Origin of the sequence: Burkholderia gladioli, from assembly GCF_000959725.1 — a bacterium.
GTDB classification, from domain to species: Bacteria; Pseudomonadota; Gammaproteobacteria; order Burkholderiales; family Burkholderiaceae; genus Burkholderia; species Burkholderia gladioli.
This window is the reverse complement of record NZ_CP009322.1, coordinates 337,835-361,079: the sequence shown is the minus strand read 5'-3', so window position 1 is coordinate 361,079 and position 23,245 is coordinate 337,835. Positions and strand designations below refer to the sequence as shown.

At 68.9% G+C, this 23,245-nt stretch carries 17 protein-coding genes; 5 read left to right on the top strand and 12 right to left on the bottom strand.

Annotation, left to right across the window (positions count from 1 at the left end; all coding sequences use genetic code 11):
* Nucleotides 1-24: 24 nt before the first annotated feature.
* Both BM43_RS02870 and BM43_RS02865 read right to left on the bottom strand, forming a co-directional pair.
* The gene (locus BM43_RS02870; RefSeq protein WP_036054013.1) at nucleotides 25-1,416 is read right to left on the bottom strand and encodes a sigma-54-dependent transcriptional regulator; all 1,392 of its coding nucleotides are present in this window, start codon (nucleotides 1,414-1,416) and stop codon (nucleotides 25-27) included.
* Nucleotides 1,401-2,879, bottom strand: a complete 1,479-nt coding sequence (locus BM43_RS02865; protein ID WP_036054016.1) for a sensor histidine kinase — start codon at nucleotides 2,877-2,879, stop codon at nucleotides 1,401-1,403. Before BM43_RS02865 ends, BM43_RS02870 begins: the two co-directional genes overlap by 16 nt.
* A gap of 213 nt (nucleotides 2,880-3,092) precedes the next feature.
* Here BM43_RS02865 and BM43_RS02860 point away from each other — a divergent pair, with 213 nt between their 5' ends.
* Entirely contained in the window at nucleotides 3,093-5,105 is a 2,013-nt protein-coding gene (locus BM43_RS02860; protein ID WP_370449052.1) for a phosphatase PAP2 family protein, read from the top strand.
* Between the two features lie 150 nt (nucleotides 5,106-5,255).
* On the opposite strand, the gene BM43_RS02855 is transcribed toward BM43_RS02860, so the two are convergent.
* The 10 genes from BM43_RS02855 to BM43_RS02810 form a co-directional block, all read right to left on the bottom strand.
* Nucleotides 5,256-7,253 (bottom strand): sigma-54-dependent Fis family transcriptional regulator, encoded by a 1,998-nt coding sequence (locus BM43_RS02855; RefSeq protein WP_088555563.1) that lies wholly within the window; start codon nucleotides 7,251-7,253, stop codon nucleotides 5,256-5,258.
* Between the two features lie 197 nt (nucleotides 7,254-7,450).
* The gene (locus BM43_RS02850) at nucleotides 7,451-8,977 is read right to left on the bottom strand and encodes an aldehyde dehydrogenase family protein (RefSeq protein ID WP_036054022.1); all 1,527 of its coding nucleotides are present in this window, start codon (nucleotides 8,975-8,977) and stop codon (nucleotides 7,451-7,453) included.
* 116 nt (nucleotides 8,978-9,093) lie between these two features.
* Nucleotides 9,094-10,266, bottom strand: coding sequence for an iron-dependent methanol dehydrogenase (mdh, locus tag BM43_RS02845; protein WP_036054024.1), 1,173 nt, complete (start codon nucleotides 10,264-10,266; stop codon nucleotides 9,094-9,096).
* Between the two features lie 226 nt (nucleotides 10,267-10,492).
* Nucleotides 10,493-12,019, bottom strand: coding sequence for a UxaA family hydrolase (locus BM43_RS02840; protein WP_036054026.1), 1,527 nt, complete (start codon nucleotides 12,017-12,019; stop codon nucleotides 10,493-10,495).
* Nucleotides 12,016-13,176, bottom strand: coding sequence for a mannitol dehydrogenase family protein (locus BM43_RS02835; protein WP_036054029.1), 1,161 nt, complete (start codon nucleotides 13,174-13,176; stop codon nucleotides 12,016-12,018). Before BM43_RS02835 ends, BM43_RS02840 begins: the two co-directional genes overlap by 4 nt.
* Before the next feature lie 31 nt (nucleotides 13,177-13,207).
* The gene (locus BM43_RS02830; RefSeq protein WP_013689624.1) at nucleotides 13,208-14,218 is read right to left on the bottom strand and encodes a zinc-binding alcohol dehydrogenase family protein; all 1,011 of its coding nucleotides are present in this window, start codon (nucleotides 14,216-14,218) and stop codon (nucleotides 13,208-13,210) included.
* Nucleotides 14,219-14,305: 87 nt separating this feature from the next.
* Nucleotides 14,306-15,322, bottom strand: a complete 1,017-nt coding sequence (locus tag BM43_RS02825; RefSeq protein ID WP_036054032.1) for an aldo/keto reductase — start codon at nucleotides 15,320-15,322, stop codon at nucleotides 14,306-14,308.
* Between the two features lie 84 nt (nucleotides 15,323-15,406).
* On the bottom strand, nucleotides 15,407-16,354 hold the full coding sequence (locus BM43_RS02820; RefSeq protein ID WP_013689622.1) for an ABC transporter substrate-binding protein: 948 nt from the start codon (nucleotides 16,352-16,354) through the stop codon (nucleotides 15,407-15,409).
* Nucleotides 16,355-16,409: 55 nt separating this feature from the next.
* Nucleotides 16,410-17,441, bottom strand: a complete 1,032-nt coding sequence (locus BM43_RS02815) for an ABC transporter permease (protein WP_013689621.1) — start codon at nucleotides 17,439-17,441, stop codon at nucleotides 16,410-16,412.
* Complete coding sequence (locus BM43_RS02810) at nucleotides 17,434-18,987, bottom strand: sugar ABC transporter ATP-binding protein (RefSeq protein WP_036054035.1); 1,554 nt, start codon at nucleotides 18,985-18,987, stop codon at nucleotides 17,434-17,436. The genes BM43_RS02815 and BM43_RS02810 overlap by 8 nt, the downstream gene beginning before the upstream one ends.
* A 225-nt stretch (nucleotides 18,988-19,212) precedes the next feature.
* Between BM43_RS02810 and BM43_RS02805 the strand changes: the two genes are divergently transcribed.
* The 4 genes from BM43_RS02805 (at nucleotide 19,213) to BM43_RS02790 (ending at nucleotide 23,229) form a co-directional block, all read left to right on the top strand.
* Nucleotides 19,213-19,914 (top strand): FadR/GntR family transcriptional regulator, encoded by a 702-nt coding sequence (locus tag BM43_RS02805; protein WP_036040624.1) that lies wholly within the window; start codon nucleotides 19,213-19,215, stop codon nucleotides 19,912-19,914.
* 150 nt (nucleotides 19,915-20,064) lie between these two features.
* Nucleotides 20,065-21,306, top strand: coding sequence for a chromate efflux transporter (chrA, locus tag BM43_RS02800; RefSeq protein WP_036054038.1), 1,242 nt, complete (start codon nucleotides 20,065-20,067; stop codon nucleotides 21,304-21,306).
* Between the two features lie 316 nt (nucleotides 21,307-21,622).
* Nucleotides 21,623-22,540, top strand: a complete 918-nt coding sequence (locus tag BM43_RS02795; RefSeq protein ID WP_036054041.1) for a LysR substrate-binding domain-containing protein — start codon at nucleotides 21,623-21,625, stop codon at nucleotides 22,538-22,540.
* On the top strand, nucleotides 22,537-23,229 hold the full coding sequence (locus tag BM43_RS02790) for a DUF6196 family protein (protein WP_226285048.1): 693 nt from the start codon (nucleotides 22,537-22,539) through the stop codon (nucleotides 23,227-23,229). The genes BM43_RS02795 and BM43_RS02790 overlap by 4 nt, the downstream gene beginning before the upstream one ends.
* Nucleotides 23,230-23,245: the final 16 nt, after the last annotated feature.

Genomic DNA, 23,245 nt, shown 5'->3' with positions numbered 1-23,245 from the left:
CTTCGTTGACACCCCGGCCCGGCATCACGAGCCGGCGTCGGGCTTGGGATTCGATATCCCCAGGCTGGCCAGCCGTGTGTAGAGGGATTGCCGGCTGATCCCCAGCCGGCGCGCGGCTTCGGCGCGATTGCCGTCCGCCAGCGCGAGCGCGCGCAGCACCAGCGCCCGTTCGAGCCAGGCCAGGGCATCGCCGAGCGACAGCTCAGCGAGATGGGCGGGCAGTTCATCGGTGCCGCCGCCGGCCGTGTCGAGCAGGAAGCCGAAGTCCTCGCGCGTGAGCAGCGTGCCCGCCGCCAGCGCGCTGGCACGCTCCATGGCGTTGGCCAGCTCGCGCACGTTGCCCGGCCAGGCAAAGGTGGCCAGCAGGCGCTGCGCGTCGACGGAAAGACGCTTGCGCGAGGACGGCGGCGCCAGGCTGGCCAGGAAGTGCTCGGCGAGCGGCAGGATGTCCGCCACACGCTCGCGCAAGGGCGGAATGTGCAGGGGAATCACGTTGAGCCGATACAGCAGGTCCTGGCGGAACGTGCCGGCCGCCACCATCCCGGGCAGGTCGCGATGCGTGGCGGCCACCACCCGCACGTCGATCGCCACCTCGCGGCTCGATCCGAGCGGCGTGAGCCGCCGCTCCTGCAGCACGCGCAGCAGCTTGGCCTGCATCGCGAGCGGCATGTCGCCGATCTCGTCCAGGAACAGCGTGCCCTGGTGCGCCTCCTCGAAGCGGCCGCGTCGCGCGGCGTGGGCACCGGTGAAGGCGCCCTTGTCATGGCCGAACAGCTCGCTTTCGAGCAGCGCGTCGGGGATCGCCGCGCAATTGACGGCGACGAACGGGCCGTCGGCACGCGTCGACGCGCGATGCAGCACGCGCGCCGCCACCTCCTTGCCGGTGCCCGTCTCGCCGGTGACGAGCACGGTCGAGGTGGTTGCCGCGGCGCGACCCAGGCGCTTCTGCACCTCGCGAATCGCCTCGCTCACGCCGAGCAACTGCGGTTCGTCCGAGGCCGCCTCGTCGACGAAGGCCGGTGCCGCCTCGGGCTCGCGCGCCTCGCGGCGAACGTCGAGCATGCGCGCGAGCAGCGCCGCGATCTGGTCGCGTCCCACCGGCTTGGTCAGATGCTCGAACGCGCCCAGGCGCATCGCGCCGATGGTATTGGCGCTGCTCGCGTGCGCGGTCAGCATCACGACCGGCACGTGGCGCATGCCCTCCATCGCGCGCAGCGACTCGAGCACCGCCAGCCCGTCCGCGCCCGGCAGGCGGAAATCGAGGAAGATGCAGTCCGGCACGGCGTGTTCGCGCAATATCGCGAAGGCGTCGTCGCCCGAGCCGGCCTCGAGGCAACGGTGCCCCAGGTCCTGGATGGTTTCGGCGAGGCCTTCGCGAAAGGCCTCGTCGTCGTCGATGATCAGTACGGTCGCCATGGCAGCTCGATCAGGAAACGGGTGTGTTCGGTATCCTCGGCCAGGCTGGCGCGGCCGCCATGCGCGGACGCGATCTCGCGAACCACGGCCAGGCCCAGGCCGGAGCCGTCGGGATGCCCGGTCACGAAGGGCTCGAAGACATGCTCGCGTTCGGCCGGCGCGACGCCCGGCCCGTCGTCGATCACCTCCAGCCTGAGCCGCTCGCCTTCCCGCGTGGAAACGCACGAGGCTCGCACCAGCACGCGGCCGCCGTCCCGGGCATGCCGGATCGCGTTGAGGACGAGATTGTCCAGCGCGCGCGCGAGTTGCGCGGGATCGAAGGCCGGCCGGCTCGCGCCCGGCTCGGCCTCCACCGCCAATTCGACGCCGCGCGCCGAGGCGCGGGCCTCGTGCGGATGGACGACCTCGTCGAGCCAGGCGCGCAGGTCCACCTCCCGGGGCGCCACCGTCACCGGCTGGGTCAGCGCGAGCAGGCTGCCCACCTGCGTCTCGATGCGGCCCACCTGACCGATGATCATCCGCAACGCGGCCTCGCGGCGCGCCTCGTCGCCCGCGAGCGCGTTCTCGGCCTTCAGGCGCATGGCCCCCGCCGGGTTGCGGATCTCGTGCGCGACCTGCGCGGCCATCTTGCCCAGCGCGCCGAAGCGCTCCGCCTGCGCGAGCCGCGCGGCGAGCCCGTCGGTCTCGCGTCGCAGCGTCTCGACGCGGTCCACGTAGCGATTGAGCGCGTCGACGATATGGTCCAGGTCGCGCTCGCCGAACCGCTCGAGCCGTCGGCCCTGCTCGAACGCACCCGAGGGCGCGAGTGCCTGCTCCAGGCGCGTCAGGTTGCGCTTCCAGCGTCGCAAGGCCAGTGCCAGGAACGCCGCCAGCACCAGGATGAGGGCGAGCACGCCGGCCAGCACCTTCGCGGCGCTCTCTCCATAAGGACCCAGGGGTGGGCGTGCCCGCGTCAGGGTCCAGGCGACCATCCCGTCGCGATGCGGCACGGGGCAGGCCACGGCGATCACCGCGTCCGCGCCGCTCGACACGATGCTGGCCTGCGTCCTGGCGCCGGCGGCCGCGGCGCCGAGCGTGCGCAGGATCAGCGGTGTTTCGGCCTCCGGAACGTCGCGCTTCACGCCGCTGCCCTCGTAGGTGGGGAAGGCGTAGGCCAGGAAACCGTTCGGCGCGGCGGCCGACTTGCTCCAGAATCCGCCCTCCACCCCTTCGCTGCGCGCCAGCACCAGGTCGAGCACGGCGTGCATGAGGTCGATATTGGTTTCATGCGGACGCTGAACCGACATGTCGTAGCGCGAGGCGACCGCCTCGCAGGCCGCGAAGGCCTGCTGCCTGCCGGCCGCGACGCGCTCGCCCAGCGCCGAGGACGACATCAGCCAGACCACGGCGGCCAGCAGGCTGCACAGGATCGCGACCAGGATCCAGAGCACGGCGATCTGAGTGGAAAACGAGAGTCTCGGCATAGGCGGGCGGCTTCGGGAGTTCGGCGGTCGGGCGCTGCCATGATAGCGGGTGGCAACCGCCTCGTCCCGCCCCTTTCCTCCCGGACCCGGCTCGACTTGCCGGGCAGGCGCCGGGCCTGTCCGGTCCCGGCGGCCATCGCGCGCCGCGCGTGCGCTCGTCCGGGACGCTCGATCGAAATCAATCTCGACGTAAGCGTGTCACAAAGTAACCGTATGGTTAACGCTTTTCAAATAAATACAGGGAGCACTCAAGTGTTCGCGTCGTCCGTGTCTCGTTTCGTCCGTCCCCATGCCATCGCATCCGCCGTCTCGCTGTCGTTCCTGCTCACCGCCTGCGGCGGCGACGGCACCGCGAGCGATACATCGCCCTCGGTGGTCTCGCAGGTGCCTGCCCCGCCCGCCGATCCGGGCTTCACCGATAGCGCGCCGGTGCCGTCGGTGGCGGCCTTCGTCGACAATGCGTTCACGAACCAGCGCGGCGACGCGCGCTACGCCACGATGAGCACCAATGCCGGAGTACGCGTGCTGGCCGGCTTCCGCGACCTCTGGCAACCGCTCACCGACATCGTCGACGCCGGAGTGAACGCGCCGGCCGCGGGCGGTTTCCCGGCCGTGGTCGCCTCGACCTGGACAGGACTGCCGAACGACGGCACGCCCAACGGCACGGCGCTCAACCCGGCCGTGCTCGATGCCAACGTGCAGTACGTGGTGACCGCCACCACCACGCGCAGCGCCGCGCAGGCCGACGCCGCGTACTACGACGACCGCCGCGGCAAGGGCTACAGCGTCACCGACGGCATGGGCCCCTTGACGACGGCCTGGCGCAACGCGGCCCGGCAGACCACCTCCATCACCTCGATCCCGGCGGACGCCACCACCACGCTCTACAACGACAGCGGCAACAACACCGGCGTCGGCAGCACCGCCAACGGGATGTTCGGCAGCGTGGTCGACTTCGTCAACACGATGGGCAACAACGCCTCCACGGAGCCGGCCAAGCGCTTCTACAAATACGAACGCCCGTACCGCTGGAGCAAGAACGTGGTGGTGGTGCCCGCGCTGGTCCCGGCCGAGAGCACCACGCCGGCCACCGACGGCGGGTTCCCCAGCGGCCATTCCGCCGAGGCGATGCGCGACGCGATCGCCATGGCCTATGTCGTGCCCGAGCGTTTCCAGGAAATGCTCTCGCGCGGCCTCGAGCTCGGCGAGAACCGCATCCTCGCCGGCATGCACTCGCCGCTCGACGTGATCGGCGGGCGCATCCTGGGCGAAGCCTCGGTGGCGGCCAATCTCGCGGACCCGGCCAATGCCACGCTGAAGGCAGCCGCGTTCGCGCAGGCGCATACCGCGCTGTATGCCGCGACCAACACCAACGCGACGAGCTTCCCGGCCCTCGCCCATTCGGCAGCGGTCTCGAGCGACCGCTTCGCGGATTACGCGACCAACAAGGCGAACTTCCTGCGTCGCCTGAGCTTCGGTTTCGGCCAGATCAACGCCACGACGGCTCCCGCCGTGGTGCCCAAGGGGGCCGAGGCGCTGCTGGAGACGCGCCTGCCCTACCTGAGCGCGGATCAGCGTCGCGTCGTGCTGAAGACGACCGCGCTGGCCTCGGGCTATCCGGTGCTGGACGACGCCGAGGGCTGGGGACGGCTGAACCTGTTCTCGGCCGCCGACGGCTATGGCCAGTTCAATGGCAACGTGGCGATCTCGATGGATGCCGCCCAGGGCGGCTTCAACGCGGCCGACACCTGGCGCAACGACATCGGCGGCAACGGGAAACTCAGCTTCGCGGGCAGCGGCACCTTGACCCTGGCGGGCAACAACAGCTATGGCGGCGGCACCCAGGTGACGGGCGGCACGCTGGCGGCGGCGGCGCCGAACGCATTCGGCCGCGGCGACGTCTACCTGGGCGCGGGCACGGTGGCGATCGCGGCGCCGTCGCGCGCGGCCATTGCCGGCAGGTTCACGCAACTGGCGGGCAGCACGCTGGAACTCGACCGCGGCGCGGGCGACGCCGGCCGCGTCGCGGTGGCGGGCCCGGTCGCGATCGCCGGCGGCACGCTGCACGTGAAATTCACGCAAGGCTACGCGCCCAAGCCGGGCGATACGGTCAGCCTGATCGACAGCGGCAGCTTCGCGGGGCGCTTCGATGCCGTGGTGGTCGACGGCTACAAGGCGACGCCCCTGTACAGCGCCTCCGGCGTGCAGGTCCGCATCGACGGCTGAGCGTCGGGCGGTGCGGTGCCTTGCCGGGTATCGCCTGGTATCGCATCGCGCCGGGCATCGGCAAGTCGGCGTGTCGCGGGGCCGCCGCGGCATTCGTGCAGGGCGACGCCGCGCGACGCTGCCGAGTCGCGTCGCACGCGCGCGGGCACGTCAGGGGCCACCGTCGACCGTGCCCGGCAGCGAGTCCTCCGGCTGGATCTTCCGGTAGATCGTATTGCGCGACACGCCCAGCTCGCGCGCCGCCGCCGACACGTTGCCGCCGTGTCGCGCCAGCGTGGCCACCACCACCGACGCGGCCACGTCCTGGAGGCGCACGGCGCCCGCCTCGCCCGCCCTGGCGGGGCCGCCCTCCCTGCCGGCGGGCTCGGGTCGATCGTCGCGACGCAGTTCCTCGAGGAAATCGTCGGGAAGATGCTCGGCACGGATCGGCTCATCGTCGTCGGCCATCGCCGCCGCCGTGCGCAGCAGGTTGCCCAGTTGGCGGAAATTGCCTGGCCAGGCGCAACGCTCGAACAGCGCCATCACCTCGGGCGCCACGCGCAAGGCCCGAGCACGTCCGCTGGCCCGTGCCTCCTGCTCCAGCATGCGCGCCACCACCACGCGCAGGTCCTTGCGTTCGCGCAGCGCGGGCAACCTGACGGTCAGGCCATTCAGGCGGTAATACAGATCCTCGCGAAACTGATGCCGCGCCAGCATCTCGCGCAGGTCGCGATGGGTGGCGCAGACGATCGCCACGTCGATGGGAATCGATCTGGCCGAGCCCAGCGGATTGACCTGCCGCTCCTGCAGCACACGCAGCAGCCGCGCCTGGAGCGGATACGGCATGTCGCCGATCTCGTCGAGAAACAGCGTGCCGCCGTCGGCCTGCATCAGCTTGCCGACGGCACCGCCTCGCCTCGCGCCCGTGAAGGCGCCGGCCTCGTAGCCGAACAGTTCCGATTCGATCAGGGTTTCCGGAATGGACGCGCAGTTGACCGCCACGAAGGGCCCGTCGCCGCGCGGTGAATCGGCGTGGATCGCCTGGGCCAGCAGTTCCTTGCCCGAGCCGGTCGGTCCCGTGACGAGCACCGGGATATCCTTGCCGATCACCTTGCGCAGCTTGGCGATCACGCCCGCCATCCGCGGATCGCCGGTGTCGAGTTCGGCGAGCCGCGAGGCGCGCCTCGCGGCAGCGGGCCGCCCCGGTCCCGCCGCATCGGTGGCTTCGGCCAGCGCGCGCGCATGGCCGCGATGCAAGGCATCCGCGCGTGCGGCCGGGCGCGACTGCACGCGCGCGCACACCACCGCCCCGTTGCTGAGGTTCAGCATCAGGGGCACCTCGCGATTGGCGCGCCGCCAGTCGAGCAGTTGCGTCCAGGTGGTCTGGAACAGCGAGGCGAGCGTCTGGGCGCGCAAGGCCGGCAACGACATGCCGAGCTGGAATTGCGCGCTGCGATTGGCGGACGCCACATGCCCGTCCTCGCTGAAGGCGACGATGCCCTCCATCAAGGTGCCGAGAAATTCCGCGCGCCCGTGGAAGGACACCTGCAACATCTCCTGGAAGGTGCTGGCGAACAGGTAGTTCTCGATCATCTGCACCGACATCTTCGCCAGCGCCATGGTGTGCTGGTGGTAGCTGCGATGGTCGCCCGTCACGTCCAGCACGCCGGCCACCTGGCCGTAGGGGTCGAGGATCGGGACGCTGGAACAGGTCAGGAAATGGTTGGCCGACAGATAGTGCTGTTCGCCGTGCACCACCAGGGCGCTGCGCTCGGCCAGCGCGGTGCCGATGCCGTTGGTGCCCTGGCGGTTCTCGGCCCAGTTGGCCCCGGGCATCAGCGCGACCCGCTTGGCGCGCTGCAGGAAATCGTCGTCGCCGATCGAGTGGAGGATGAGGCCCTCCGCATTGGTCACCACGATCATGCTGTGGGTATTGGCGATCTGGTCGTGCAGCGTTTCCATGACCGGCATCGCATGCGCGCACAGGATGCGGTTCTGTTCGCGCTTCAACGCCAGTGCGGCGTCGGTCAGGATGTCGTAATCCGGCCGCACCGAGGCGCTCAGGCCGAACATCTCGGAGCGCTCGTGCGCCTTTCGGATCGTCGTCAGGAGCCTGGCCGCGGGCGGGCCCGGCTCGCGAAGGGAGGCGGGATCGAACCTGTCGTGCATCGTCTTCTCCTGAGCGGCTTGCTGGCGTGCCGCATGGGCGCCGTCGCGACCACGTGCTGCCGGCGGCCCCGCAAGCGCCCGGGGCGAACGCTTCGCGCGCCGCCCGCGGCGCGCGAAGCGGCGGCGGCTCGCCGACGGCACGCCGCGGCGAGTTCCTCACGCATGCGGCGCCCCCTCGCGGACGCGCGCGCCTTCCATCAGAAGAAACCGAGCGCGTCGGGCTGGTAATTGACCAGCAGGCACTTCGTCTGCTGGTAATTCGACAGCGCCATCTTGTGCGTCTCGCGTCCGATGCCCGACTGCTTGTAGCCGCCGAAGGCCGCATGCGCGGGATACAGATGATAGCAGTTGGTCCAGACCCGGCCCGCCTCGATCTCCCGGCCCATGCGGTAGGCGCGCGCGCCGTCGCGCGTCCAGACGCCCGCGCCGAGCCCGTAGTAGGTGTCGTTCGCGATCTCGATGGCTTCCTGCTCGTCGCGGAAGGTCATCACCGAGGCCACCGGCCCGAAGATCTCCTCCTGGAACACACGCATCCGGTTGTGCCCGAGCAGCATGGTGGGCTGCACGTAGAAGCCGCTGTCGAGTTCCGCGTGGGGCTGGGCGCGGCCGCCGCCGGTCAGGCACAGCGCCCCCTCCTCGCGGCCGATGTCGATGTAGGACAGGATCTTGTCGAGTTGCTGCCGCGATGCCTGCGCGCCGATCATCGTGTCGAGGTCGAGCGGGTTGCCGCCCTTGATGCGCTCCACGCGCGCGATCGCCCGCTCGATGAAGCGCTCGTAGATCGATTCCTGGATCAGCACGCGCGAGGGGCAGGTGCAGATCTCGCCCTGGTTGAGCGCGAACATCGCCAAGCCCTCGAGCGCCTTGTCGAGGAATGCGTCGTCCCGGTCGAGCACGTCGGCGAAGAACACGTTCGGACTCTTGCCGCCCAGCTCCACCGTCGACGGGATCAGGTTGTCGGCGGCCGCGTGCAGGATCCGCTTGCCCACCGGCGTGGAGCCGGTGAAGGCGATCTTGGCGATGCGCTTGCTGGTGGCGAGCGCCTCGCCCGCCTCCTTGCCGAAACCGTTCACCACGTTCAGCGTGCCGGGCGGGAACAGCTCGCCGATCAGCTCCATGAGCACCAGGATCGAGGCGGGCGTCTGCTCGGCCGGCTTGATCACCACGCAGCAGCCCGCGGCAAGCGCCGGCGCGAGCTTCCAGGCCGCCATCAGCAGCGGGAAATTCCAGGGAATGATCTGTCCGACCACGCCGAGCGGCTCGTGGAAATGATAGGCGACCGTGTGCTCGTCGATCTCGGAGATGCCGCCCTCCTGCGCGCGGATACAGCCCGCGAAATAGCGGAAATGGTCGATCGCGAGCGGCAGGTCGGCCATCATCGTCTCGCGCAGCGGCTTGCCGTTGTCGATGGTCTCGGCCACCGCGAGCATGCGCAGGTTCCTTTCCATGCGATCGGCGGCGGCCAGCAGCAGGTTGGCCCGATCGGCCGCGGAGGTCCTGGCCCACTTGCGGCGCGCCGCATGCGCGGCGTCGATCGCCAGATCGATATCGGCGGCGCCCGAACGCGGCACGCTGCAGAAGGCCTTGCCGTTGATGGGCGACAGGTTGTCGAAATACTCGCCGCCCAGCGGCGGCACCCACTTGCCGCCGATGTAGTTGTCGTAGCGCGAACGATACGGATACTCGATGTCGAGGCCGTGGCGCTCGAGGTCAAACGGATTCATGTGCATTCCTGTTGTGCGGATGTGGCGCGGGCAATCCGCGCGCCACATCCGCGGCGCGCGGGCCTCGCGCATGGAGGACGCTCCCTCGCGGCCTGGCCGGCGAGGCAGGCACGGGCCTACATGGCCGCTTCGAAGATCGCGATCACCTGGGGCAGGGTCGCCTTGCGCGGGTTGGTCAGCATGCAGGCGTCCTTCTGCGCGTTGGTCGCCATCAGCTCGTGGTCCCCGGCCTTCACGCCGAGCCCGGCCAGGCCCGACGGAATGCCCACCGAAGCGGACAGGCGCCGGATCGCCGCCACCGCCGAGGCGGCGGCATCGTTGACGGATACGCCCTCGGTGCGCTCGCCGAGCAGCGAGGCGATGCGCGCGAAGCGCTCCGGCGCGGCGATCAGGTTGAACTCCGAGACGTGCGGCAGCAGGATCGCGTTGCACACGCCGTGCGGCAGGTTGTAGAAGCCGCCGAGCTGGTGCGCCATGGCGTGGACGTAACCCAGCGAGGCGTTGTTGAACGCCATGCCGGCGAGATATTGCGCGTAGCACATGGCGGCGCGCGCTTCCATCGATTCGCCGTTGGCCACTGCCTTCGGCAGCCATTGGCCGATCAGTTCGATCGCCTTCTCGGCGCAGGCGTCGGTGATCGGCGTGGCCGCCGTCGAGACATAGGCCTCGACGGCGTGGGTCAGCGCGTCCATGCCGGTGGCGGCGGTCAGGGCCGGCGGCATCGCCACCATCAGCCGGGGGTCGTCGATCGCGATCAGCGGCGTGCAGCGCCAGTCGACGATCGCCATCTTCACGTGGTTGCTGGAGTTCGTGATGATGCAGAAACGCGTCATTTCCGCGGCCGTGCCCGCTGTCGTATTGATCGATATCAGAGGCGTCATCGGCACGCTGGATTTGTCGACGCCTTCGTAATCGCGGATGTGGCCGCCGCCGGCCGTGACGAGGCCGATTCCCTTCGCGCAATCGTGCGAGGAGCCGCCGCCCAGCGACACGATGAAATCGCAGCCTGCCTGCTGGTACAGCGTCACGCCGTCGTGGACGTTGATGTCGGTGGGATTGGGTTCGGCACCCGCGAAGATCACGGCTTGCAGGCCCGCTTCGCGCAGGTAGCCGGCGATCAGTTCGGACAGGCCCATCTTGTGCAGGCCGGCGTCGGTCACGATCAGCGCCTTGCTCCCGCCGAGCGACTTGGCGCGCGTGCCGGCCTCGCGGGCGCAGCCGGGCCCGATCAGGGTGACGCAGGGAATGAAGAAACTGTCGGTGCGATCGGCGATGCTCAGGTAGCTCATGTCGTCTCCAAGGTTATGTGGGGCATTGCGGATGCCACACACTCCCTTGCAGGAACCGTACCAGGCAACGGGGCCCCGTCCGGCAAGGCGCTCCGACGTCGGGGCGCGATCCCGGTTGTTGCCGACCAGCAAAGTTGTTTCGTTTCGGAACAGCGACGCAACACCGGCGCGACGTCGCGCCATCGGCTCGATCAATCCGGCCGGGCCGCCGGCGCCGGCACCGCCCTTACATCACCGCGCCGCGCAACCAGGGCACGAACTCGCGCTCGCCCACGCCGTTGTCCTCGCTGCAGGTCCGGCGCCCCGAGGCGACCTCCAGGATCAGCCGATAGAGATGCGCGCCGGCCTCCTCGACATCGAGCGTCCCGTCGACGATCACGCCGCTGTTGAAATCCATGTCGGTGCGCATCCGCTCGAACAGCGCGGTCGTGGTGACGATCTTGAGGGTGGGTACCGGCTTCGAGCCGAACACCGAACCACGGCCGGTGGTAAAGCACACGAGATTCGCGCCGCCGGCGATCTGGCCTGTCGCCGAGACCGGATCGTAGCCGGGCGTGTCCATGAACACGAGCCCCTTGCCGCGCACCGGCTCCGCGTAGTCGTACACCGCCTCCAGCGGCGAGCTCCCCGCCTTCGACACCGCGCCGAGCGATTTCTCGAGGATGGTGGTGATGCCGCCGGCCTTGTTCCCCGGCGAGGGGTTGTTGTTCATCTCGGCGCCGTGCTGCCGCGTGTAGCCCTCCCACCAGCGCAGCTTGTCCATCAGGCGCCGCGCCACCGCGGGCGACGCGGCGCGCTCGGTCAGCAGATGTTCGGCGCCGTACACCTCGGGCGTCTCGGAGAGGATCGCCGTGCCGCCGCTGCGCACCAGCAGATCCACCGCCACGCCGAGCGCCGGGTTGGCGCTGATGCCGGAATAACCGTCCGAGCCGCCGCATTGCAGCCCGAGCTTAAGCAGCGACGCCGGCACCGGCGTGCGCGTGGCGCGATTCGCGGCCTCCAGTTCCTCTCGAACGATGGCGATGCCGCGCGCCACGGCTTCGCGCACGCCACCCTCGTCCTGGATCACCAGGGTGCGCACCGGCCGGTCGGACGCCGCGTCGAGCTGCTCGGTCAGCCCCGTCACCTGGTTCACCTCGCAGCCCAGGCCGACAAACAGCACGCTCGCGAAATTGGGATTTCGCGCATAGCCGGTCAGCGTGCGGCGCAGCAGGTCCATCCCCTCGCCCGCCGAGGACATGCCGCATCCGCTCTGATGCGTGATCGCCACCACGCCGTCCACGTTCTCGAAGGCCGCGAGCGCATCGCCCCGAAAAGCGTCCGCGATCGCGTGGCAGACGGTGGCCGAGCAGTTCACGCTGGCAATCACGCCGACATAGTTGCGGGTGCCGGCCTGGCCGTCCGCGCGCGGGTAGCCGAGGAAGGTATCGGCGCGGGGAGCCGGCGCGGCGTGCCGGGCCGTTGCGGCTGCCTGCGCCTCGCTGTGATGCAACGGCGGCATGCCGAGATTGTCCACATGCACGTGTTCGCCTGCCGCGATGTCCCGCAACGCGATGCCGATGGTCTGCCGATACTTGGTGATGCGCTCGCCTCGCGCGATATCGCGCACGGCGAGCTTGTGCCCGGCAGGGATGGGCGAGCGGATCCGCAGCGCCTGGCCGTTCAGTTCCAGGCGCGCATCGGCTTCCAGCGCCCGCATGGCGACCGCCACGTTGTCGTCGTCGTGCAGCGCGATGAGATCGCGATCCTTCATGATGCAAGCACTCCTTTGCCGGACGAAGACAGCCCGTGCTCCGCCAGCATTTGCCTCAAGCGCGGCTGCGCCGTCGGCAAGGACAGGGACTCGGCCAGCTCGACGAGTGGCAAGACCCGGCGTTCGACCTTCTGCCGATGATTGACGGCAATGTCGGCGATGCGATGCGCGAGGAAAGGGTTCAGGAATCGCTCGCGTACCGTGTCGAGATAGGCTTGCGCATCACCCTGCAAGGCCAGCGCGCCGAACACCGGCAAGACCTCGTCGTGCCACACGCTCTCCAGCGCCTCGCGCACGCGGGGCGTGCGCATTGCGTCGAGCACGGTTTCATTCTCGGCACGACGCTCGCCGAGCCACTGTCCGGCCAGCCAGGTATGGCCGAGGTTGAGGAAAAACAGCTTGAGCCGTGCATGGCGGCTCAGTTCGTCGGTGAGCACGATCTGTTCGTGGATGCAGGGCAGCGTCATACCCGCGCGTCGCTCGATCGCCCACAGCGCGTAAGGCTCCGCCACCGCGCCGACCGGCTCGAGAGGCGCCGACACGATGCGGTCGACCAGCGAATTCACCCACACGCAATGCGTCTCCAGATAGTGGAGGAACGATTCGGGCAGCGTCCATCCCCGGGCCAGGCCGAGCACGATATCGCGCAAGGTGTCGCCATTGCGCTCGATCAGCTCGCACGGATAGAGCGACACGCCATGCTCTGGCCGCTCGCGCCAGCGCGCATGCAGCAGCACCAGCAGCTTCGCGGGATAGCTGCGCGGCACCCGCGTCTCGTCGGCGAGCAGTTCGGTCGAGTCGTGCTCGTCGAGCGCGTAGCCGGCGTCGCCGGTATTCGAGACGATGACGCGCGCCTCCTCGATCGCCACGCGACGGATCGCGGCCCAGTCGGTATCGGCCGTCCAGGCATGGCGCACCGCCGTGCATTCGACCCGGCGGTCCACCACGCGGCCGTCTTCGCGGCCCTGTATATGCACCGGGTAGCGGCCGGTGCCGGCCAGGGCCGCGATTCGTGCGCGGCTCGCCGGGTTGGCGGTGGTCTGCACGATGCCGATGGCGCCGATCGCATCGCCGCGCGCCAGCGCCTCCGAGACGAACAGCGCGACGTGCGCCAGCAGGAAACGGCTGGTGCCGAATTGAAGGATCGGTGTACTCATGCAGGCCGTCCTGGTCGAGCGGCGGCGCGCTTCAGCATTCGACCAGCGCCTTCACCACCGTTTGCCCCGGTTCGAGCAAACGCGGAAACGTATCGGGCAGCTCGGCCAGGCGCAGTCGATGCGTGTTGAGCGCCTGGTCGGGAATCCGGCCGGCACGCATCGCCTCGAGCACCGTTTCGAAATCCTCGGCGGTGGCGTTGCGGCTGGCGAGCAGGGTGGTCTCCCGCTTGTGGAACTCCGGATCGGAAAAGCTGATCGTGCCGGGCACGATCGAAATGAGCGTGTAGGTGCCGCCGTGCGCCACGAAGCCGAAGCCGCGGTTCATCGCGTCGACATTGCCGGTGGCATCGAACACCACGTCGAAGAACTCGCCGTTCGTCAGCGATGAAAGCCGCGCCGTGTCGTCGGGACCGACCGGCACGGCGGCGTCCACGTCGAGCTGCGAGCGGCAGAATTCGAGCCGGTCGGCGCGCGTGTCCAGACACACGACCTTGCCGCCGCGCAGCTTCGCGAAGATCATGGCCGCCATGCCGATCGGCCCGGCGCCCACCACCAGCACCCGCTGCCCCGCCTCCACCCTGGCGCGCCGCACCGCATGCGCGCCGATCGCGAGGAATTCGAGCATGGCCGCCTGGTCGAGCGACACGCCTTCGGCCTTGTGGACGAACTGGGCCGGCACGCTCAGGTACTCGGTCATCGCGCCGTCGCGATGCACGCCGAGCACCTTGATGTTCACGCAGCAGTTGGTCTTGCCCTGTCGGCAAGCCACGCAGTGCCCGCAGGACAGATAGGGCATCACGTACACGCCGTCGCCGGCCGCGAGCCCGGCATCGCCGTCGGCCTCGACGACCACCCCGGACAGCTCGTGGCCCATCACGCGCGGATATTCGAGGTAGGGCTGGTTGCCGGTGAAGATATGGAGGTCGGTACCGCAGATACCGACGCGGCTCACGCGCAGCAGCACCTCGCCCGCCTTGCGCTCGGGCAGCTCGGATTGGTGCGCGCGCAGCACGCCGGGAGATTCGCAGATGACGCTAAGCATGTAGAGGTCCTCATGAGCGGAAAACAATCGGGGGCCTGGCACGCCGACACGCTGGACGGCCGGCTTGGAAGGCTGGGCGGGGAAGCATCATGTCGCCCCTTCGGGCAGCGGCGCGCGGGCATCGACCAGCCCGGCCTCGCGCAGCGCGCGCCAGAACCCGGCGGGTATCGGCCGTTCCAGCCAGGCGATGTTCTGCTGCAGTTGCGACGCATCGCTCGCACCGACCAGGCACGACACCACGGCCGGATGCGCGAAGGGAAATTGCAGCGCGGCCGCGGGCAGCGGCACCTCGAAGCGCGCGCACGCGGCCGACAGCCGGCCGACCTTTTCCAGGACGTCGGCGGGTGCCCGCGCATAGTTGAACTTGCCGTTGCCGACCAGCACGCCCGAATTGAAAACGCCGCCGACGACGATCGCGGTGCCCAGGCGCGAGCAGGCGTCGAGCAGGGGCGCCAGCGCGCTCTGCTCCAGCAGCGTGTAGCGGCCCGCCAGCAGGATCGCGTCGAGCTCGACCTCGTCGAGCGCGTCGGCGGCCACTTCCCATTCGTTGACGCCCAGCCCGATGCCGCCGATCTCGCCGCCGGCGCGCAACGCCAGCAAGGCGCGAAAACCGCCGCCCTCGGTCAGTTGCGCCCAGTGCCGCTCGTGCTGCCCACCATGGGTCATGCGGCCGATGTCGTGCACGTAGAGCAGGTCGATGCGTGCCAGCCCGAGACGCTGCAGGCTGTCCTCGTGGGAGCGCATGATGCCGTCGTAGCTGTAGTCGAACACCGGGCGAAACGGCAGCGGCTCGGCCCAGTTGTCGTCGCCGGGCCTGACGCTGGCGTCGGGGCGCATCAGCCGGCCCACCTTCGTGCTCAGCGTATAGGCGCCGCGCTCGCGCGCGCCGAGCGCCTGCCCGACGCGCCGCTCGGACAGCGTGTAGCCGTAGAACGGCGCGGTATCGAAGTAGCGCAGGCCCGCGGACCAGGCGGCCTCGGCCAGCGCGGCGGCATCGGCGGCCGCCATCGGCTGGTAGAGGCCGCCGAACTGCGAGCAGCCGAGACCGAGCGCCGTCAGCGTCAGCCCGCTGCGCGGCAGGGTGCGTATTGCGCTTGCCTTCATGACCGTAGGAATTCCCGAGCTCGTTGTATCGCATCGTCGACGGAACCCGCCAGCCCTTGCCGGGCCGCGGGCCGCCGCCGTTCTTCAGTAGAGGACGTTCTTCGCCTGCTGCGAATCGAGGTTCTGCTTGTCGACCATCACCACGCCCGTATCGATCTGCTTGGGCACCGGCTTGCGCTCGATCACGCCGATCACCGTCTCGATGCCCTTGTGCCCCATCTGCCACGAACCCTGCACCGCGATCGCCTGCATCGTGCCGTCGCGCACGAAGCCTTGCAGGTCCTCGTTGCCGTCGAAGCCGATCGCCACCACCTTGCCGGCCTTGCCCGTCTGCTTGAGCGCGCGCCCGACGCCCACCGCGGTCGGCTCGTTGGCGCCGAAGATGCCCTTCAGGTCGGGGTTGGCCGACAGCACGTCGGTGGTCTGGTTCAGCGCCATCGCCATCTGCGACTGCGAGTAGTACGGCCCCACCACCTGCAGCTTGGAGTGGCTGGCGATGTACTTGCGGAAGCCGCCGACGCGGCTCACCTCGGAGCCGGCGCCCGGCACGTAGGACATGATCGCGATCTTGCCGGTCTGCCCGACGCGGTCGATCAGGGCCTGCGCGCAAAGCTCGCCGGCCTTCTCGTTGTCGGTCGAGAGGAAGGACTGGTAATACGACTTGCCGGAAGGAGAAATCGCCGAATCGATCAGGACCACCGGGATATGCGCGTTCCAGGCCTGCTTGATGGCCGGCACCAGCGCGTCGGGATCGGACGGCGCCAGCACGATGCCCGCCACATGCCGGTTCACCGCGTTGACCACCATGTTCACCTCGTCGGCGATATCCGATTCGGCCGCCGGGCCCTGGAACGTCATCGTGTAGCCCTTCTGGTCGGCCAGCGCCGCGTTGGCGCCCTTCTGCACGTTCTGCCAATAGTTGGAATTGACCGTCTTGACGATCACGGCGATCTCGCCGCCCGCCGCCTGGGCGCCGGTACTGAACGCGGCCCATAGCAGCGCGGAGGCCGCCAGCATCGGGAATGTCTTCATGTCTCGCTCCTGTCTTTGGTGGTTGGACTTCTTATGACTGCCTGTGCGACTGGGTTCAGCGCTTGCGGTTGCGAAGCTGGTCGATCCAGACCGTGCCGAGGATCACCACGCCGATGATGATCTGCTGGATGAAGCTGGACACGCCGTTCATGTTCAGCCCGTTGCGCAGCACGCCGATCACGAAGGCGCCGATGGCGGTGCCGGAAATGGTGCCGACGCCGCCCATCAGCGAGGTGCCGCCGATCACCGAGCTGGCGATCGCGTCGAGTTCGTACATCACGCCTTCGTTGGGCTGCCCGGTCACCAGCCGGGACATCAGCACGCAGCCGGTGACGCCGGCCAGCACGCCCGACAGCACGTAGGTGAACAGCTTGACGCCCTGCACGTTGACGCCGGAAAGCCGCGCCGCCTCGGCGTTCGATCCGACCGCGTAGATGTGGCGGCCGAGCGAGGTCCTCGACAGCAGCACGGAAACCACCACGAACAGCAACACCATGATCACCACCGGGTAGGGAATGCCCGGGAAGGTGGTATCGGGGAAACCGTCGGGCCCGAGATGGGAGACGCGGAACAAGGCGCCGTTGCCGAGCGCGCCGAAGGCGTCGCCGAGGTCGGACACGGGACGCGCGCCGGTGATCTGCAGCGCCATGCCGCGCGCGACCAGCATCATGCCGAGCGTGGCGATGAACGGCGGCAGGCCCATGCGCGTGACGCAGATGCCGTTGATGAAGCCGCACAGCGCGCCGACCAGGACCCCGCCCAGCATCGCCAGCGGCACCGGCACGCCGGTCTTGGCGAGCAGCGCCGCGCACACGCCGGCCAGCGCCAGCACCGAGCCGACCGACAGATCGATGCCGCCGGTGATGATCACGCAGGTCGCCGCCACGCCGAGATAGGCGATCGAGGTGACCTGCAGGCCCACCGTCATCAGGTTGTCGACCGAGAAGAACGCGGTGCTCGTGATCGAGAACGCGATCACGAGAATCACGAGGCTGCCCAGCGCCGCGAATTTCTGAATGAGTTCGCGTCGCCGCTGCTGGGCGGATCGATTGGCGGCGTGAGTGCGATCCGATGTCATTTCAAGCATGGGTGCGCCCCGAAGCGTAGTGCATGATCTCCTCCTGACTGGTGTGTGCCGTGTCGAGCACGGCAGTGATGCGGCCTTCGTGAAACACGGCGATGCGGTCCGTCATGCCGAGCAGCTCCGGCAGCTCCGAGCTGATCAGCACCACGCCCACGCCCTCGGCGGCGAGCCGGTCCATCAGGCCGTAGATCGCGAACTTCGCGCCGACGTCGATGCCGCGCGTGGGCTCGTCGAAGAACAGGATCCGCGAGCCGCGATAGAGCCACTTGCCGATCACGACCTTCTGCTGGTTGCCGCCGGACAGGTTGCGCGCGACCTGGTTGATCGAGGGCGTGCGGATCGCCAGCTCCTGCACGTAGCGCTCGGCCACGCGCGCCTCCTCGTGGAAGCGCAGGAAGCCGGCGCGCGAGGCCACGCCGCGCACGTTGGCCAGCGTCACGTTGGCGGCGACCGGCATGCCCAGCGCCAGGCCTTCCTTCTTGCGGTCTTCCGAGAGGTAGGCGATGCCATGGCGGATCGCCTCGCGCGGCGAGCGGATCGTGACCGGGCGGCCGTGCAGCGACACCGTCCCGCCGTCGAGCGGATCGGCACCGAAGATGGCACGCGCCACCTCGGTGCGCCCCGCGCCCATCAGGCCGGCGAAACCGAGGATCTCGCCCTTGCGCAACTCGAAGGACAGCGGCCCGAACACTCCTGCTCGCCGCAGGCCGTCGACGCTCAGCAGCATCTCGTCGGTCGGCACCGATTGCCGCCGCGGATAGGCATCGTCGAGCGAACGCCCCACCATGCGCGCCACCACGTCGTTGACGGTCAGCGCGGCGAAATCGTCGGTCGAGATATGGCGGCCGTCGCGCAGCACCGTGACGCGATCGACCACCTCCGCCATCTCGTCGAGACGATGCGAGATGTAGAGGATGGCCACGCCCTCGGCGCGCAATTCCTTGATGATGCGAAACAGATGGACGGTTTCCGATTCGGTCAGCGAGGACGTCGGCTCGTCCATGATCAGCACCTGCGCATCGAGCGACAGCGCCTTGGCGATTTCCACCATCTGCTGCTGCGCGATGGACAGCGCGCCGACCTTCGTGGTGGGCGCAAGCGAGAGCCCGATACGCGCCAGGCATGCCGCGGCATCGGCGTTGAGCCGGCGCCGGTCGACGAAGGGGCCGCGCTTGGGCTCGCGCGCCAGGTAGAGGTTCTCGGCGATGGACAGGTCCGGAACCAGGTTCAGTTCCTGGTGGATGATCGCGATGCCGGCCGCCTGCGCATCGGAGGTGGAGCGGAACTCCACCGCCTCGCCGCGATAGCGGATGCTGCCGCCGTCCGGGCGGTACTGGCCGCTGATGATCTTCATCAGCGTCGACTTGCCCGCGCCGTTTTCGCCGCAGATGGCGTGCACCTCGCCACGGCGCAGGTCGAGGTTCACGCCATCGAGCGCGATGACGCCGGGAAACTGCTTGCGGATGCTCTCCAGCCGCAGGATCTCGCGATCCGCGGCCAGGTGGTTCGACTTGCCGGCAAGGTCCCGCTGGCTGCGAGGCGTGCTCATCCTGTCTCCTGTGACGGCTGGCCTCGTGCCGCTGGCCAGTCCAATTTCGGCACATTAAAACGCAATCCCCCAGATTGGTCAAGCCAATATGTAAATTTACAAATTGACCTGACCAAATCTGACGGCATGCCGCCGACGGCACATTTGCGGGGCGGCGTCGGCCGCTGCTAGACTGCGCCACGACGCTGTTCCAGGCGTTTTCCGTGAACTGGATGCTGGCCGTTTATGAAATCACAAGAGCCCAAGCGGCTTTACCAATCGATAGCCGCCGATATCCTCACGCTGATTCGCCAGGGTGAGTTTCCCGTCGGCGAGCGCTTGCCGGCCGAGCGCGAGCTCGCGCTGAGGTTGGGCGTGTCGCGTCCGTCCTTGCGCGAGGCGCTGATCGCGCTGGAGATCGGCGGCCGCGTCGAGATCCGTGTGGGCTCGGGCGTTTATGTGCGCGATCCCGGCGCCGACGATGAAAGCGCTGTGGGCGCGCTGGGCGACAGCCCTTCGGAGCTGATGCAGGCGCGCGCGGCCATCGAGGGCAGCGTCGCGGCGCTGGCGGCCGCGCGCATGACGGCCGCCCTGGCCGATCGATTGAAGCGAACGGTGGACCGCATGCACCGGTTCGCCGCGGCCGGCAAGACGCCGGTGGATGCCGACCGGCAATTCCACATGCTGATCGCCGAGGCGGCCGGCAATTCGGTGCTGGCGCGTTTCGTGGGCGAGCTGTTCGACAGCCGCCACGACCCGATCGCCGCGGCGATGCGCGGCCACACCGAAAGCGCGCAAACCTGGACCGATGCGGTCAACGAACATCGGGAAATCCTGCGGGCGCTGCAGTCGGGCGACCCGATCGCCGCGCAGACCGCGATGCGGGCGCATCTGATGGCCTCCGAAGCGCGATGGGTCGGCGGCGCGCTGAAGCGGGACGCGGACTGAGGCCGCCTGGCATGGCCGTTGGCGAGGCCCTGTCCACTGCGTAGCGGAACCTCGCGATGACTTGGCCGGACTCGCCATCCCGGCTCCCGCGTCGAACCACCCGGCGCCTCCCACGCGCGACGAACTTTCATCCTTGAGATTCCGATACCCATGGACGCCGATAGCATGATGCCCTCGTCGAACCCGCCGCGCGGCGGCACGGCGTCCGAGGTTCTCGCGGTCTTCCTCAAGCTGGGGCTGAGCAGCTTCGGCGGTCCCGTCGCGCATCTGGCCTACTTCCGCCGCGAGTTCGTCGAGCGCCGCCGATGGCTGGACGACGAGGCCTATTCGGATCTGGTCGGCTTGTGCCAGTTCCTTCCGGGGCCGGCCAGCAGCCAGGTCGGCTTCTCCATCGGCCTGCTGCGGGCCGGCTGGCTCGGAGGGCTGGCCGCCTGGCTCGGATTCACCCTGCCCTCCGTCCTGCTGCTGATCGCCTTCGCGGCCCTGGCCCCGAGCCTGGGCGGCCCGCTGGGCGAAGGCCTGGTTCACGGCCTCAAGCTGGTGGCCGTCGCCGTGGTCGCGCAAGCCGTGTGGGACATGGCGCGGCGACTCTGTCCCGATCGCCGCCGGGCCTTTATCGCGCTCGCGACACTCGCCCTGCTGGCGGTCCTGAGAACGGTGTATGCGCAACTGATCGGGATCGCCCTCGGCGCGGCGCTCGGTCTTCTGCTGTGCAGGGGCGCGACCTTGCCGGGCACGAACCGCAGGCAGCTTCACGCGGATGCATTCAGGGTGTCGCGACGGGCAGGCGGTATCGCGCTGCTGCTGTTCTGCGTTTTGCTGGCCGGGCTGCCGACCCTGGCGCCATCGACTGCGAGCCGCGCCCTTTCCGTGTTCGACGGCTTCTACCGCTCGGGCGCGCTGGTGTTCGGGGGCGGCCATGTGGTGCTGCCGCTGCTGCAACAACAAACGGTGGCGACCGGCTGGGTCTCGCCGAACGCCTTCCTCGCCGGCTACGGCGCCGCGCAGGCGGTGCCGGGCCCGCTCTTCACCTTCGCCGCCTTCCTAGGCTGGATCATGCCCGCGGCACCGAATCATTGGGCCGGTGCGCTACTGGCCACGCTCGGCATCTTCCTGCCCGGGCTGCTGCTCGTGCTTGCCGCGCTGCCCTATTGGCAGGCATGGCGGGCCCGGCCCGCCATGGCGGCGGTGTTTGCCGGCGTCAACGCGGCGGTCGTCGGGCTGCTGGCAAGCGCGCTCTACTCGCCCGTGTGGACCAGCGCGGTGAACGCCTCGATCGACTTCGCCGTCGCGGCGATCGGATTTTTCCTGCTGGCTCGCTGGAAAATACCCCCGCTCGCGGTCGTCCTGCTCGGTGCGCTGGCCGGCGTTGCCGAAGCCGTGCTGCGGTAAGGGGCGCGGGCAATCGACGCGCGCCGCCGCGGATCGCGCAGCCGAGTGGCGTGACTCATGTCGTCGTCGGCCAGCTCGCCTCGCACCGCCTGCGGCTCGTCGCATGTCGCGATTGTTCGGTTCGGTTGCCTCCCGCGACACATCGCTTCGTGGCCTTGCCGGCACGGCAAGACCGCCGGCATGCGTGCATCGGCGAACGGAATCCGAGCCCCGTGCGCGACACGGCCGGCCGAGGCGGATGAAGCGATGCAGCGTGCGATAATCCCAACCCGACATGTGTCGCGCTCGACCACCTCCATCGCAAGTATTTCGATACATGGCTGCTCGAACCAATCTCGACATGGACGTGCTGCGGACCTTCGTCCTCGGTTTCCAACTGGGCAGCTTCGCGCGCGCCGCGGAGCGGCTCGGACGTTCCCAATCCGCCGTGAGCACCCAACTACGGAAGCTCGAGGATCAGGTCGGCGCGCAACTGGTGCGACGCACCGGAAGAGGCCTCGCGCCGACCGCCGCCGGCGAGGCCTTGCTCGGGTATGCGCGGCGTCTGCTCGAACTGAACGACGAGGCGCTCGACACGGTTCGCGGCACCGAGCTCGAAGGCTGGATTCGGCTCGGCATGCCGCAGGATTTCGCCGATACGTTCCTGCCGGGCGTGCTGGGGCGGTTCACTCGGGCCCATCCGAAGGTGCGGGTCGAGATGCACGTCGAGCGCAGCGCACCCTTGAAGCACAAGGTCCTCAAGGGCGCGCTCGATGTCGCGCTCGCCTGGAACGACGGCGATCCGGCGTCGCGCGAATACCCGATCTCCGACGTCCCGATGGCATGGATCGGCCGCCCGGACTTGCTCGATCTGGACACGCTCGCGGCGGGCCCGGTTCCGCTGATCGTGTTCGAGCAGCCCTGCCCATTCCGCGCCGCCGCCATTTCGGCCTTGGACAAGGCTGGAATCGCCTGGAACCTGGTGTTTTCGACGCCAAGCCTGTCCGGCATGTGGGCGGCAGCCGAGGCGGGGCTCGGCGTGGCCGTGCGCACCGCCGTGGCCGTGCCGCATGGTGTGGAGGTGCTAGATCACGCCGCGCTGGGCCTGCCGGCACTGCCCAGCATTGCGCTCGCGCTCTACCGTGCCGACAGCGACGCAAGCCCGGCCCACGAGCGGCTTGTCGAACTCGTTCTGGACGCGGTGCGCGAAGCCATCGGCCGACAAGGCAACCGGAACGCCGATACCTCGGCTTGACGCCCGACTTCGAAAACGCCGAAGTCAGTCTTCGGAATTATCAAATTCCCCCGCGAGAGTCGAGTGTTAGATTGTTGCCAGCCGAGCATCGCGACACGACGAGCCATACAGCGAGCAAAACGGCGCGCTCCGGCCATCCGGCCCGAGCGAACCGCACGTCGCCGGCGATGAGACGATCGCCGCGCGAGTTCATCGAGAGTGCCCCGATGGTCGATATTTCACGCGAAACCGCCGAACAAACCGAGTTGCGCCTGCGGCGCGTCATCACGCAGGCGCAGTTGGTCGTCTATCCCGGTTTGTACCGTTTCGACGAATTTCCGCTGAACCGGTTTCCCGACGCGGCGAGAAGCGACGCGCTTGCCTTGGTGCGCGACGATCACGTCTGGAGCCAGTTGGTTCCATGCGACGAGACACGATACGAGCGCTTCGGCCTGTTTCGCTTCCATTTTCCCGAGGATGCCGACAACAGCGGCTTCGTCGGCTGGCTCGCCACGCATCTCAAGCGCCGCTTCGGTACGGGCGTATTCGTGACCTGCGGGCAGAACAGCGCCGCCGGCGGCATCTTCGATTACTGGGGCGTGCCCGCCGAGCTGGCGGACATGGTCTTCCAGGAAGTCGGTCGACTGGTGCAAGGCGACGTGAATTCCGCGCCCGTCGTCAACGGCGAACCAGGTGTCGAGGTTCGGTAACTTCGCGGCTCATGGG